The 14,818-nt window shown below is 65.8% G+C and carries 9 protein-coding genes and 1 pseudogene; all 10 read left to right on the forward strand.

Going from position 1 to position 14,818, the window contains the following annotated elements; genetic code table 11:
- Positions 1-44 precede the first annotated feature (44 nt).
- The 10 genes and pseudogenes from ACSKB9_RS37865 (at position 45) to ACSKB9_RS37910 (ending at position 14,780) form a co-directional block, all read left to right on the forward strand.
- The gene (locus ACSKB9_RS37865; RefSeq protein ID WP_016841141.1) at positions 45-920 is read left to right on the forward strand and encodes a branched-chain amino acid ABC transporter permease; all 876 of its coding nucleotides are present in this window, start codon (positions 45-47) and stop codon (positions 918-920) included.
- Positions 917-2,689, forward strand: coding sequence for a branched-chain amino acid ABC transporter ATP-binding protein/permease (locus tag ACSKB9_RS37870; RefSeq protein ID WP_253609601.1), 1,773 nt, complete (start codon positions 917-919; stop codon positions 2,687-2,689). The genes ACSKB9_RS37865 and ACSKB9_RS37870 overlap by 4 nt, the downstream gene beginning before the upstream one ends.
- Positions 2,689-3,417, forward strand: a complete 729-nt coding sequence (locus ACSKB9_RS37875) for an ABC transporter ATP-binding protein (RefSeq protein WP_057015754.1) — start codon at positions 2,689-2,691, stop codon at positions 3,415-3,417. Before ACSKB9_RS37870 ends, ACSKB9_RS37875 begins: the two co-directional genes overlap by 1 nt.
- A gap of 36 nt (positions 3,418-3,453) precedes the next feature.
- A pseudogene (locus ACSKB9_RS37880) lies at positions 3,454-4,540 on the forward strand (malate/lactate/ureidoglycolate dehydrogenase).
- Positions 4,541-4,580: 40 nt separating this feature from the next.
- Positions 4,581-5,357 carry an HpcH/HpaI aldolase family protein gene (locus tag ACSKB9_RS37885; protein WP_018270573.1) on the forward strand — a complete coding sequence of 259 codons (777 nt, stop codon included), beginning with the start codon at positions 4,581-4,583 and terminating at the stop codon, positions 5,355-5,357.
- Between the two features lie 231 nt (positions 5,358-5,588).
- A complete protein-coding gene (locus tag ACSKB9_RS37890; protein ID WP_438079497.1) occupies positions 5,589-7,112 on the forward strand; it encodes a UxaA family hydrolase in 1,524 nt (507 codons plus the stop codon).
- A gap of 241 nt (positions 7,113-7,353) precedes the next feature.
- Positions 7,354-7,857, forward strand: a complete 504-nt coding sequence (locus ACSKB9_RS37895; protein WP_438079498.1) for a GDSL-type esterase/lipase family protein — start codon at positions 7,354-7,356, stop codon at positions 7,855-7,857.
- Between the two features lie 226 nt (positions 7,858-8,083).
- On the forward strand, positions 8,084-11,341 hold the full coding sequence (locus ACSKB9_RS37900) for a DUF2126 domain-containing protein (RefSeq protein ID WP_438079499.1): 3,258 nt from the start codon (positions 8,084-8,086) through the stop codon (positions 11,339-11,341).
- Positions 11,342-11,361: 20 nt separating this feature from the next.
- Positions 11,362-13,905: a circularly permuted type 2 ATP-grasp protein gene (locus ACSKB9_RS37905; protein ID WP_438079500.1), complete on the forward strand. Its 2,544-nt coding sequence runs from the start codon at positions 11,362-11,364 to the stop codon at positions 13,903-13,905.
- Positions 13,902-14,780, forward strand: a complete 879-nt coding sequence (locus ACSKB9_RS37910; RefSeq protein WP_438079501.1) for a transglutaminase family protein — start codon at positions 13,902-13,904, stop codon at positions 14,778-14,780. The genes ACSKB9_RS37905 and ACSKB9_RS37910 overlap by 4 nt, the downstream gene beginning before the upstream one ends.
- The last annotated feature ends 38 nt before the right edge of the window (positions 14,781-14,818 follow it).

The raw sequence follows: 14,818 nt of genomic DNA on the forward strand, positions 1-14,818 counted from the left end.
GAGGCCGTTCGCCCGCGACACAATTCTCAGATCGAGCGCTCGTCATGGATCTCGTCCTCCAACTGCTCTTTACCGGCATCGGCATCGGCGCGGTCTACGCGCTGGTCGCGCTCGGTTTCGTGCTGATCTTCCGTGCCACCAACGTGGTGAACTTCGCGCAAGGCGAGTTCTCGATGGTCGCCGCCTATCTGATGGTGGTGTTCTCGGTCGATCTCGGCTGGCCTTACTGGCTGTCGTTCCTGATCGCGCTCGCCGGCATGGCGTTGTTCGGCGTCATCTTCAATCTCGGCGTCTATTATCCGCTGCGCAATCGCACCTATCTGCCCGTGATCATCGCCACCATCGGCGCCTCGATCCTGCTGTCGAACTCGGTGCTTGCGATCTACGGCCCGCAGCCGCAGGTGCTGCAGGGCTGGTTCGATACGCCCGGCATCCAGCTCGGCCCGGTCTATCTCGACAGCCAGTATCTTCTGATCATCGGCGTCACGATCCTCCTGGTGCTGTTCAATTTTTGGTTCTTCGAGAAGACGCTGCTCGGCAAGAAGTTGCAGGCGACCTCGCAGGATAAGGAAATGGCCTCGCTGCTCGGCATTTCCGTTTCCACCATGATCATGATCACCTTCATCTATTCGGCCGTGCTCGGCGGTCTCGCCGGCATCCTGGTGGCGCCGGTGCTGTTCGTCTCGATCCAGATGGGCTCGACGATTGCGCTGAAGGCGTTTGCCGCGACCATCATCGGCGGCTTCGGTGACGTTGCCGGCGCCATCGTCGGTGGCCTCGCGCTCGGTGTCATCGAGACGTTCGGCGCCGCCTATATTTCGGTGCCGTACAAGGACGGCTTTGCCTTCCTGGTGCTGATCGCTTTCCTGGTGTTCCGGCCGCAGGGCATCTTCGGCGAACGTGTCGCGGAGAAAGCATGAGCGTCAGCGACAACATGATCCCCGCGCCGGCCGTGCGCTCGAAGCCGCTGATCATCCGTCATCTGCCGTATTTCATCGGCGCCGCGGTGCTGGTGGCGCTCGCCGCCGGCATGCGGTTCGACGGGTACATCCTCAACATCCTGCTGCAGGCCACGACCTTCTCGATCGCGGTGTTCGGGCTGTCGGTCGTGCTCGGCCTGTGCGGCCAGATCAACCTGGCGCAGGCCGCGTTCTTCGGCTTCGGCGCCTATGTGGTCGGGCTCGGCACCGCGGACCTGCACCTGAACTTCTGGCTCTGCCTGGTTGGCGCCTGCGCGATCACGCTGATCGCCGGCGCGTTCCTCGGCATGTCGACGCTCAGATTGGGCGGGCACTACCTTGCGATGGTGACGATCTCGTTCCAGCAGATCGTGACGCTGGTGATGATCAATGCCATCGGCGTGACCCACGGGCCGGACGGCGTCGCCAACATTCGCCGGCCGGAGCTGTTCCAGTCCTCGCAGAGCTATCTGGCCTTCTGCGTCGCGATGCTCGCGATCGTCGGTTACCTGGTCTGGCATCTCCCTGATACCAAGCTCGGCCGCGCCATGCGGGCGGTGCGCGACAACGAGCTTGCGGCCGGCGTCAACGGCATCGACGTGTTCCGCACCAAGATCTACGCTTTCGGGCTGTGCGCGTTGCTCGGCGGTCTGGCCGGCGGCCTGTTCGCCGGCGGCTTCGCCTATGTCAGCCCGGACCAGTTCTCGTTCGCGGAATCGATCGTGTTCCTGACCATGTCGCTGCTCGGCGGCGTGGCCTCGCCGATCGGCTCGGTGATCGGCACGGGCCTGTTGATCCTGATCCCGGAATGGCTGCGCTTCCTGAAGAGCGTGCCCGGACTTTATCTGGCGATCTATGGCCTGTTCGTCATCCTGATCATCCGCTTCATGCCCGACGGTATCTGGGGTTTTGTGTCGGACGCGTTCACGCGTTGGCGTGCGCACACCAAGGCGCCGCCGGCCGCGGCGGCCTTGCAGCTCAAGCCGGCGACGTCAGGCGGCGACATCGTGCTCGAAGTGACCGGGCTCTCGAAGCATTTCGGGGGCCTCAAGGCGGTCGACGGCGTCGATATCGCGGTGAAGCGCGGCAGTGTGCATGCGCTGATCGGGCCCAACGGCTCCGGCAAGACCACGACGCTGAACGTGCTGTCCGGTCTCTACAAGGCGACCGCGGGCAGGATCGTGCTCGACGGCACCGACATCACCAACATGGCGCCGCATCAGCGCACAGCGGCCGGCCTCGGACGCACCTTCCAGAACATCCGCCTGTTCCGTTCGATGACGGCGCTGGAGAATGTCGAGATCGGCGCCGAGCGGCCCGGCAACACCATGATCGGGAAGGGCGAGGACGCGCTGACGGAGCGCGCGATGGAGGCGCTGACCTTCGTCGGGCTCGGCAACCGCGCCAACGAATTGATCTCGAGCTTCTCCTACGGCCACCAGCGGTTGATCGAGATCGCGCGGGCGCTGGCGTCGAACCCGACGCTGCTGCTGCTCGACGAGCCGGCCGCCGGCCTCAACTCGACCGAGAAGCTCGAGCTGCATGAGCTGCTCAAGCGCATCGCAGCCCAGGGCCTTACCATCTTGATCATCGATCACGACATGACGCTGGTGTCGGAAGCTGCCCAGCACATCACCGTGCTGAACTTCGGACGCCGCATCGCGGACGGCGAGTCCATGGCGGTGCTGCGCCATCCCGACGTCGTCTCCGCCTATCTCGGGAGCGAATGATGCCGCTGCTCGAAATCCGTAATCTCGTGGTCCGCTACGGCGAGATCGAGGCGCTGCGCGGCGTCACTATCGCCGTGGAGCAGGGCCAGGTGGTCACGCTGCTCGGCGCCAACGGCGCCGGCAAGTCGACCACGCTGCGCGCGATCTCAGGCCTCGCCAAGCCCGCCTCCGGAGACATCATGTTCGACGGCCATTCGATCGCGGGCCTCGGGCCGGAAGCGATCGTCCGGCTCGGCATCTCGCATGTGCCGGAAGGCCGCCGCGTGTTTCCGGGCCTCACCGTGAAAGAGAACATCATGCTCGGCGCATCGAACCGGAAGGTGCCGGCGTCGCAGATCTCGCGCGAGGCCGACGCGATGTTCGATCTGTTCCCGGACATCCGCGCCTTTTCCAACGCGCTCGGCTGGACGCTGTCCGGCGGCCAGCTGCAGATGGTCGCGGTGGCGCGCGGCCTGATGGCCAAGCCGCGGCTGCTGCTGCTCGACGAACCGTCGCTCGGGCTGGCGCCTGTGATCGTGCAGGCGGTGTTCCGCATCATTTCGCAGATCAGGAAGGACACCACGGTCTTGCTCGTCGAGCAAAATGCGCGCATGGGACTTTCGGTCGCCGATCATGGCTTTGTCCTGGAAACGGGGCGGATCGTGCTGGGCGGCAAGCCCGACGAATTGTGGGGCAATGAGGCCATCGCCGCGGCCTATCTCGGCGGCCACGCCAAAACCCACGCCTGACAACGTCCCGTGCTTTACTGAGCGAGCTGGTTTTTCATGGTCACCATCAAGGTCGATAACCTCATCAACTTCGTGTCCGAGGTGTTTTCCCATTCGGAGTCCTCTCCGGAAGAGGCGAAGCGCATCGCGACCTATCTGACGACCGCGAATCTTACAGGTCATGACAGCCACGGCGTGATCCGCGTGCCGGTTTATGTCAGGTGGAAAAAGATGGGCTCGATCGTGCCGAACCAGAACTCCCGAGGTGGTGGTCGACACGCCATCGCTCGCGGTGGTCGACGGCAAGTTCGGCTATGGGCAGACCGTCACGCCGGTTGCGGTCAAGCTCGGCATCGAGAAGTGCAAGAAGGCGGGGCTTGCCGCGGTCGCGCTGCGCAACTCCGGTCATCTCGGCCGCGTCGGCGACTGGGCCGAGATGGCCGCCGCCGAAGGCCTTGTTTCAATTCATTTCGTGACCGCGGCCGGCTCGCTGCTGGTTGCGCCTTACGGCGGCGTCGAGAAGCGCCTGTCCACGGCGCCGTATTGCGTCGGCATTCCACGTCAGGGCCAGGATCCGATCGTGCTCGATTTTGCGACCTCGGTTGTCGCCGAGGGCAAGTGCCTGGTGGCAAGCCGCGGCGGCAAGAAGCTGCCGATCGGCGCGCTCGTCGATGCCGACGGCACGCTGAGCGAGGATCCCCACGTGCTGTATGGGCCGTACACGCCGGACGGACCGCGCGACCACACCAAGGGAACTGGCGCGATCCGCGCCTTCGGCGATCACAAGGGCTCGGGTCTCGCCTTCATCTGCGAACTGCTCGGCGGCGCGCTGACCGGCACCGGCGCGACGTCGTCGGACCGGCGCTTCGCCAACGGCATGATGGCATTCTACATCGACCCGAAGGTGATCGACACCAGCAATTTCTTCGACGACGAAATCACCCGCTATACCGATTTCATCCGCGCCACCAAGCCGATCGCAGGCACGGATTCCGTACTGGTTCCGGGCGATCCGGAGCGGAAAACCCGTGCCGATCGCACCAGGAATGGCATCCCCTTGCCTGACGACACCTGGGCGGCGATAGTGAATACTGCGCGCGAAGTCGGCGTCAGCGAAGTTTCTATCCAGCGGGCGACCAGCTAGAGGCTCGTCCCCCAATAAACCGCAAAGGGAAACGCGATCAATGGCAAACAAGGTCAAGCAAGTCTGGGCATCCGGCAAGGCGGTGGTGAACGCGTGGCTCGCGATCCCCTCGGGATTCTCCGCCGAAGTGATCGCGCAATGCGGCTTCGACAGCGTCACCGTCGACATGCAGCACGGTGTGCAGGATTATCAGTCGATGGTGCAGTGCTTTCAGTCGATGCACGCCCATCCGGTGACGCCGATGGTCCGCGTGCCCTGGAATGAGCCCGGCATCATCGGCAAGGTGCTGGACGGCGGCGCCTATGGCGTGATCTGCCCGATGGTCAACACACCGCAGGAAGCCAAGAACCTGGTCTCCTACGCCAAATATCCACCGAAGGGCGTGCGCTCCAACGGCCCGATCCGCGCCGGCATGTACGGCTCGGCCGGCACCTATCAGCAGACCGCCAACGACGAGATCGTGCTGCTGCCGATGATGGAGACCAAGACCGCGGTCGAGAACATGGAAGCGATCCTCGATGTCGAAGGCATCGACGGCGTCTATATCGGCCCGTCCGATCTCGGCTTCTCCTACGGCCTGGTGCCGAAGCTCGATCGCGACGAGCCGGAGATCCTCAAGATCTACGAGAAGATCATCAAGGAGTGCGGCAAGCGCGGCCTCAACCCGGGCATCCACTGCTCGGGCGCCGAAGGCGCGGTGCGCGCGATCAACATGGGCTTCAAGCTCGTGACGCTGTCGAACGAGGTCGGCCTGATGCAGGTCTACGCCAAGATGCAGGTCAACGCGACCCGCGAGAAGTCCGGCGGCAAGGCGTAAGTTCTGTCCGCGATTTTAGCTCTGCTCCCTCGCCCCGCTCTCTTGTCCGCCGAAGCCCGCCTTCGGGCGAAGGCGGATGCGGGGAGAGGGTTGGGGTGAGGGGCCTCTATCCGGCGAGCACCATCGTTGTAAGTGACATCGTGCCTCGCCCCTCACCCGGATCGCTGACGCGATCCGACCTCTCCCCGTAAAGGACGGGGAGGAGTGAAGAAGACACCAAGGAGAACTCCCATGGCCACGGCACAAGTGATCCGCCTGCACGCCGACGACAGCGTCCTGATCGCGCGCGCGAGCCTGCCGCCGGGGCTGGAGGTCGCCGATGGCGTCACCACCGTCGATCGGATCCCCGCGGGCCACAAGGTCGCGATCAAGCCGATCGCGCAAGGCGAGCCGATCCGGCGCTACGGCCAGATCATCGGCTTCGCGACCCAGGCGATCGCGCCCGGCCAGCACGTGCATACCCAGAACTGCGGCATGGGCGATTTCGCCAAGGATTATGCCTACGGCGCCGACGTCAAGCCGGTGCCGAACTTCGATCTGCCGGCGACCTTCGAAGGCATCCGCCGCGCCGACGGCCGCGTCGCGACCCGCAACTATATCGGCATCCTCACCTCGGTGAATTGCAGCGCCCATGTCGCCGGCATCGTGGCCGACATGTTCAAGAAGAACCCGTTCACCGGCGACAATCCGCTCGCCGATTACCCGAATGTCGACGGCGTCGTGGCGCTGACCCACAAGACCGGCTGCGGCATGACCCAGGACGAGCCCTTGGCGCTGCTCCGCCGCACGCTCGGCGGCTATGCGCGGCACGTCAATTTCTCCAACGTCATCGTGCTCGGCCTCGGCTGCGAGGTGAACCAGATTGGCGGCCTGATGCAGGAGCAGAAGCTCGCCGGCCGCCTCCGCGCGATGGACATCCAGGAGGTCGGCGGCACCCGCAAGACGGTGGAAGCCGGCGTTGCCTTCGTGAAGGAGGCGCTCGCCGATGCCAACAAGGTCAAGCGCGAAGCGGTGCCGGCGAGCGAACTCACCGTGGCGCTGCAATGCGGCGGCTCGGATGGTTACTCCGGCGTATCCGCCAATCCGGCGCTCGGCGCGGCGAGCGATTTGCTGGTCCGTCACGGCGGCACCGTGATCCTCTCGGAGACGCCCGAGACCTATGGTGCGGAGCATCTTCTGACTCGACGCGCCGTCAGCCGCGAGGTCGGCGAGAAGCTGGTCGGCCTGATGCGCTGGTGGGAGGAGTACACCCAGCGTGAGGGCGCCGAGATGAACGCCAATCCGAGCCCCGGCAACAAGGCCGGCGGTCTCACCACCATCCTCGAGAAGTCGCTCGGCGCGATGGCCAAGGCCGGCAGCACCAATCTCGTCGACGTCCTGAACTACGCCGAGCCCGTCACCAAGAAGGGCTTCGTGTTCATGGACACGCCCGGCTACGACCCGGTCGCGGCGACCGGGCAGGTCGCGGGCGGCGCCAACCTCGTCTGCTTCACCACCGGCCGCGGCAGCGTGTTCGGCTGCAAGCCTGCGCCGTCGATCAAGCTCGCCACCAACACGCCGATGTACAAGCGGATGGAGGACGACATGGACGTCAATTGCGGCACCATCCTCGACGGCGAGGAGAGCGTGCAGGAATGCGGCCAGCGCATCTTCGACCTCATCCTCAAGACCGCCTCGGGCCAGCCGACCAAGAGCGAGAGTTTTGACTTCGGCGGCGCCGAGTTCGCGCCCTGGGTGCTCGGCGCGACGATGTGAGAGAGGCTCGATATAGCCCACACTTCAGTGTCGTCCTTGCCGAGTGCGCTATTGCGCACGGAGCAGGAACCCATAACCACCGGCTGCGGTTATGCGAAAGGTGTCTGCCACCGTCTTTTATCATTAGGATCACGCGGTATGGGTCCCTGCTTTCGCAGGGACGACAAGGAAGTACGTTGGCGAATGAAGCTTCCCGGACTACGCTGCCCTCCATCCGGGCTTCGGATTGGACGGAGGAAGCATGCGCGCGCGGCGGTTGGGAATTGTTGGATGCGTCGCATTTCTCGCCGCTTTGAGCCTCGGCGTCGGTTCGGCTGACGCCGCAACCATAGTCGCGCTTGGCGCGAGCAATACCTACGGCAAGGGCGTGGCGCGCAACCAGGCCTATCCCGCGCAGCTCGAAGCGATCTTGCGGGCGAAGGGATTGAGCGTCCGCATCGTGAACGCCGGCATCAACGGCGACACCACGGAAGGGATGCTGCAACGCCTGGACCGCGCCGTCCCGAACGGGACCCGTGCGGTTATTTTGCAGCCAGGCGGCAATGACCGGCGCAAGGGCAGCCCTGACCGGACCGCGGATATCCAAAGTCGTCTCAGCGCCCGTGGCATCGCGGTGATCATGCTCCCTAACGGGATGCTGGGTGGACTCCCCCATCAGCCCGATGGTGTGCATTTGACCCCCGAGGGCTATCACATGCTCGCCGAGCAACTCGCGTCGCAGGTATCCGGCGCGATCGGCCGCTAGCAATCGCGTAGCCCGGATGAAGCCAACGGGTCGCGCGAATGCGCGCCCGATGACAGGCTCCGCGCAATCCGGGACTCTTCCTGCGGATGAAGGCCCCGGATTTCGCTTTCGCTCCATCAGGGCTACGGATCGCGCCCTTACCTTGGGCACCCCGTGCCCGTTGTTAGTGCTTGATGTCGACCGGCAGCAGTGTTCTGCTCAAAAAAGCTGCTGGAGCCCTCGGTCCGTGTCGATATCAGTCGCACTGCATCACGTCACGCACTACAAATACGACCGGCCGATCGATCTCGGGCCTCAGACCATTCGGCTTCGGCCCGCGCCGCATACGCGCATGCCGATCACGAGCTATTCGCTCAAGGTCACGCCCGCCAATCACTTCGTCAACTGGCAACAGGACCCGCAGGGCAACTGGCTGGCGCGCTACGTCTTCCCCGAGAAGGCGACCGAGCTCAAGGTCGAGGTCGATTTCACCGCTGACATGACGGTGGTCAATCCGTTCGACTTCTTCGTCGAGCCCTATGCCAACAGCTTTCCGTTCGAATATCCCGGCGATCTCAAGACCGAGCTCGCGCCCTATCTCGAGACCGATGAGGCCGAGCCACTGCTCGCGGCTTACCTGAAGGAGATTCCGCGCCAGGCCGACAGCACCGTCAACTTCCTGGTCGAGCTGAACGCGCAGCTGCAGAAAAAGATCAGCTACGTCATCCGCATGGAGGCCGGCATCCAGACGCCGGAGGAGACGCTGGCCGCGGGCTCCGGCTCCTGCCGCAACTCGGCGTGGCTCTTGATCGAGACGCTGCGCCACCTCGGGCTCGCCGCGCGTTTCGTCTCCGGATATCTCATTCAGCTGCGGCCGGACATCGATCCGCTCGAGGGGCCGCGCGAGGTCGAGAGCGATTTCACCGACCTGCACGCCTGGGCCGAGGTCTATCTGCCGGGCGCGGGCTGGATCGGTTTCGACGTCACCTCCGGCATGCTGACGGGGGAGGGCCACATTCCGGTCTGCGCCACGCCGCACTACCGCTCGGCTGCGCCGGTGACCGGTACCGCTGGTGTCGCCAACGTCGAATTCGGCTTCGAGATGAGCGTCAGGCGCATCGGCGAGGCGCCGCGCATCACCAAACCATTCTCCGATGAATCCTGGGCGCGGCTCGACCGGCTCGGCGAGCAGGTCGATGCCGATCTGAGGAAAGACGATGTGCGCCTGACCATGGGCGGCGAGCCGACCTTCGTTTCGGTCGACGATCTGGAATCGCCGGAGTGGAATGTCGCCGCGGTCGGCCCGACCAAGCGCGCGCTCGCCGACGAATTGATCCGCAAGCTGCGCACGCGGTTCGCGCCGGGCGGCCTGCTGCATTACGGCCAGGGCAAATGGTATCCCGGCGAGAGCCTGCCGCGCTGGGCGTTCGGTCTCTACTGGCGCAAGGACGGCAAGCCGATCTGGAAGAATGCCGAGTTGATCGCCGGCATTGAGAATTCGCGCAGGGCCGAGATCGCGGAGGCCCAGCGTTTCGTCGAAGTAACAGCAACCAAGCTTGGTCTCGGCGTCGACTATGCCATGCCGGCTTATGAAGATCCCGCCTTCTGGCTGCAGCGTGAAGCCGGCCTGCCGGCCAATGTCAGCCCGGCGAATTCCAAGCTGACCGATCCGGAAGAGCGCGCCCGGATGGCGCGGGTGTTCGACGAGGGGTTGACCACGCCGAAAGGTTACGTGCTGCCGATCCAGCGCTGGAGCCCGCTCGGTGATCGCGTGCCGGCACGCTGGCGCAGCGAGCGCTGGAAGATCCGGCGCAGCCATCTGTTTCTGTCACCCGGCGACTCGCCGCTGGGCTTGCGGCTTCCGATCGCCTCGCTCGAATATGTGCCGCCGGACGATTATCCCTACGTCGTCGAACGCGATCCGATGGCGCCGCGCGACGTGCTTTCCGACGAGCTGCAGCAAGCCTTGAAGGAGATTCCCGAGCCGCTGCCGGTGCGCACCGCGATGTCGATCGAGGTTCGCGACGGCGTGCTGTGCGCCTTCATGCCGCCAGTCGAGAAGGTCGAGGATTATCTCGACCTGATCGCAGCGATCGAAGCCGCCGCCGAAGAGTTGCAGCTGCAGGTCCACGTCGAGGGTTACGCGCCGCCCTTCGATCCGCGCATCGAGGTGATCAAGGTGACGCCGGATCCCGGCGTGATCGAGATCAACGTGCAGCCGGCGCAAAGCTGGCGCGAAGCCGTCCACATCACGCTCGGCCTCTATGAGGACTCCGCCAAGACGCGGTTAGGGGCCAACCGTTTCCTGATCGACGGCCGCCACACGGGCACCGGCGGCGGCAACCACATCGTGGTCGGCGGCAGCAGGCCGGAGGATTCACCGTTCCTGCGCCGGCCCGATCTGTTGAAGAGCCTCGTGCTGTACTGGCAGCGGCATCCGTCGCTGTCCTATCTGTTTTCCGGCATGTTCATCGGCCCGACCAGCCAGGCGCCGCGCATCGACGAGGCGCGGCATGACGGGCTCTATGAGCTGGAGATTGCGCTGTCGCACGTGCCGCCGCCGGGCATGGATGCGCCGCTGTGGCTGGTCGATCGCCTGTTCCGGCATATCCTGGTCGACATCACCGGCAACACCCATCGCGCCGAGATCTGCATCGACAAGCTGTATTCGCCCGACGGCCCGACCGGCCGGCTTGGCCTCGTCGAATTCCGCGCGCTCGAAATGCCGCCCGACCCGCGGATGTCGCTGGCGCAGCAACTGTTGATCCGCGCGCTGATCGCAAAGCTGTGGCGTGAGCCGCAGCAGGGCCGGTTCGTGCGCTGGGGCACCGCGCTGCATGACCGCTTCATGCTGCCGCATTTCCTCTGGGAGAATTTCTTGGGCGTGCTCGCCGAGCTGAAGCAATCTGGTTACGACGTCGAGCAGGAATGGTACCAGGCGCAGCTCGAATTCCGCTTCCCCGCCTTCGGCCGCGTTCATCATGGTGGCGTCGGTCTCGAACTGCGGCAGGCGCTCGAGCCATGGCATGTGCTGGGCGAGGAGGGCACCTCGGGCGGCACCGTGCGCTATGTCGATTCGTCGGTCGAGCGGCTGCAGGTAAAGGCGACCGGATTCGTCGAGGGACGCCATGTCATCACCTGCAACGGCAGACGGATGCCGATGACCGAGACCGGCCGTGCCGGCGAGGCGGTCGCCGGTGTTCGTTTCAAGGCCTGGCAGCCGGCCTCCGGCCTGCATCCGACCATTCCCGTGCATGCGCCGCTGACGTTTGACTTGATCGACACCTGGAACGGCCGCTCGCTCGGCGGCTGCGTCTATCATGTCGCCCATCCCGGCGGCCGCAACTACGAGACCAAGCCGGTCAATTCCTACGAGGCCGAGGCGCGGCGGCTGGCGCGCTTCCAGGAGCACGGCCACACCCCCGGCAAGATCGAGACGCCGCCCGAGGAACGCACAATTGAGTTTCCCTTGACCCTCGACTTGCGGACGCCGCTCCTGCACTAATTGTGTCAAGGGGAAGTGGAATGTCCGCATCGGGTGGCCAAGGCAATAGTCAAGGCAGCAGTCAGGAGAGCAGGGCCCGTCCCGGTCAGCGCCGGATGGCGCAGTGGACCCGCGACTATGTTCGGCTGCCCGGCATTCCCGACGAGTATATTGCAGACAACGGCGCGCCGCGGCCGGTCTGGGCCCGCTTCTTCGACGCCTTTGCCGCGCTGTCGCCGGCCGATATCGAGCGCCGCTTCGCCTCCGCCGATCGCCATCTGCATGAGGCCGGCGTCACCTATCGCGCGCCGGGCGACACTTCCGACCGGATCTGGCCGCTCAGCCATCTGCCGCTGATCATCGACGCGGCGGACTGGCGCCAGCTCGCCGCTGGTGTCGCGCAACGCGCGCAGCTTCTGGAGATGGTGCTGGCCGATCTTTACGGCGAAGGCCGCCTCATTGCCGACGGCGCCATCCCTGCCGCTGCGATCGCCGGCAGCAGCGAGTATCTGCGCGCGGTCAGCGGCATCAAGCCGCCGGGGGGCCGCTATCTGCATCTCTATGCCGCCGACATCGGCCGTGGGCCCGACGGCCGCTGGTGGGTGCTCGGCGATCGCACGCAGGCGCCGTCGGGCGCGGGCTATGCGCTGGAAAACCGCCTGGTGCTGTCGCGCGCCTTTTCCAATCTCTACAAGTCGATGAATGTCGAGCGCGTCGCGCCGTTCTTCGAGGCGTTCCGCGATTCGCTGCGCGCCAGCGCCGACCGCGACGAGCCGCGGATCGGCCTGCTGACGCCCGGCGCGTTCAGCGAGACCTACTTCGAGCACGCCACGCTGGCGCGCTATCTCGGTTTCCTGCTGGTCGAGGGCGACGATCTCGCGGTCTCCGGCGACCGCGTCCACATCCGCACCGTCGCCGGGCTGAAGCGGCTCGACGTGCTGCTGCGCCGGGTCGATTCCAACATGCTCGATCCGCTCGAGCTCGACGCCTCCTCCTATCTCGGCGTGCCCGGGCTCGTCGAGGTTCTGCGCAAGGGCGGCGTCGTGGTCGCCAACATGCCGGGCTCCGGCGTGATGGAGGCGAGGGCGCTGCTCGGCTTCCTGCCCAATCTGTGCCGGCGCCTGCTCTCTGAAGACCTGATGATGCCGCACATCGCGACCTGGTGGTGCGGTCAGAAATCCGCCCGCGAAGAGGTGCTGTCGCGGCTCGACGAGTTCGCGATCGAAGGCGCCTATGGCCGCGGCGTTGCGGATTTTCCCGGCAACGGACCGGTGCTCCCGGGCGAATTGTCGGCCGCGGACCGCGACCGCCTGAAGGATGCCATCAGCCATCGCGGCATCGATTATGTCGGTCAGGAGCTGGTGCGGCTGTCGACCACGCCGGTATGGGAGAACGGCCGCATCGCGCCGCGTCCGTTCGTGTTGCGGGTGTTCGCGGCGGCGACGCCGAGCGGCTGGACTGTGCTGCCCGGCGGCTTCTGCCGGATCGCCGATCGGGCCGATGCGCGCGCGGTGTCGATGGGCGATGGCGCGGTGTCCGCCGATGTCTGGGTGGTTTCCGACAAGGCGGTTGAGACCTCGACCCTGCTGCCGGCGGTCGACACCGTCCGCATCCGCCGCATCGCCGGCGTGCTGCCGAGCCGCGCCGCCGACAATCTGTTCTGGCTCGGCCGCTATCTGGAGCGCGCCGAGGCCACCATCCGGCTGATCCGCGCGCTGTGCACGCCGTTGCGCGATCCTGCGCGCGCGAATTCGAACGGCTCGGCGCCGGCGATGCATTCGGCCGAGCGCATCCAGCGCATGCTGGTCGCCTGGGGCGCGGCCTCGCAGACCGCGCGCGCCAATCTCGCCAAGGTCGCGCTCGAAGCGCTGCAGAGCGAGGAGAAATTCGGCTCGGCGCTGTCGCTGGTGCGATCCGCGCAGCGCACGGCGACCTCGCTCCGCGAGCGGCTATCGCCGGACGCCTGGCAGGTCATCACCGAGATGGCTGATCGGCTCGCCATCGAGGTTCATGACGATGACGGCGTCGTCAGCGCCGCCGAATTGACCTTGCAGGAGCTCGCAAGCTTCGCCGGCCTCGCGCAGGAAAACATGAACCGCGCCGCCGGCTGGCGCTTCCTCGAGATGGGCCGCCGCGCCGAGCGCGCCGTCAACACCACGCGCTTTGCCCGTCAGTTCGCCTATGACGAAGCCGGTGACGAGGACCTCGACGTTCTGCTCACGCTGGTCGACTGCCAGATCACTTATCGCTCGCGCTATCTGGTGCAGCCGCTGCTCGCACCGGTGCGCGATCTGGCGGTGCTCGACCCCTACAATCCGCGCTCGGTCGCATTCCAGGTCGCGGCGCTGAACGAGCATATTGCCGCGCTGCCGAGCCTGAAGGAGCATGGCCTGATCGAGCGGCCGCAGCGTCTTGCCGTCGCGGTCGAGGCAATGCTCACAACGGCTGAAGCCTCGAGCCTCGACGTCAAGACGCTGTTCGCGCTGGAGCAGGATCTGCTCAACCTCGCCGACGCGATCGGGCTGCATTATTTCCCGCACGGACCGAATGCCAGCCGGCCGGAGAAGCTCACGGGGCTGGCGTGATCTACGACATCCGTCACGTCACGACCTACAGCTACGAGACCCAGGTCAGCTTCGCGCGCTGCTCGCTGCGGCTGGAGCCGGTCACTGGCGACGGGCAGCAGTTGATCTCGCATTCGGTCGAGATCCGTCCGAGGCCCGCGGAACGCACCGCAAGGCGCGACTTCTTCGGCACGCTCACTGAAAGCGTCCTGATCGAGACCGCGCATCGCAGTCTGCGCATCGATGCCCGCTCGCGGGTCTCGGTGGCGCGACAGCCGCCGGCGCGCGACGCCGCCAGTCCGCCCTGGGAGGACGTGCGTGACAACGCGTTCGAGGCATTGAGCCTCGATGCGGCCTCGCCGGTCGGCTACGTCTTTGCCAGCGCACTGGTGCCGGTGCTACGGCCCGTGACGGCCTACGCTTCCGCGAGCTTTTTGCCCGGCGGCGGCATCCTCACCGGGGCGGCCGACCTGATGCGCCGCATCCGCAACGACTTCAAATACGATCCCAAGGCGACCGTGATCTCGACACCGCTTCGCGACGTGTTCGAGAAGCGCCACGGCGTGTGCCAGGACTTTGCCCATGTGATGATCGCGGGGCTGCGCGGCCTCGGCCTGCCCGCGGCCTATGTCAGCGGCTATTTGCGCACCATTCCGCCGCCGGGCCAGCCGCGGCTGCAGGGCGCCGACGCCACCCATGCCTGGGTCTCGGTCTGGTGCGGCAGCGCGCTCGGCTGGGTCGGGTTCGACCCGACCAACGATCTGATGGTCGGGAGCGACCACATCATTCTCGCCATCGGCCGCGACTTTGCCGACGTCTCGCCGGTCGATGGTGTCATCGTCGGCGCGCGCAAGCAGAAGCTCGCCGTTGCGGTCGACGTGTTGCCGGTGGAGTGAGCCGGCATGGGCGCGCGGCGCGTTCGACCGCGCCAATC

The organism is Bradyrhizobium sp. BR 1433 (assembly GCF_051547665.1).
GTDB classification, from domain to species: domain Bacteria; phylum Pseudomonadota; class Alphaproteobacteria; order Rhizobiales; family Xanthobacteraceae; genus Bradyrhizobium; species Bradyrhizobium australafricanum.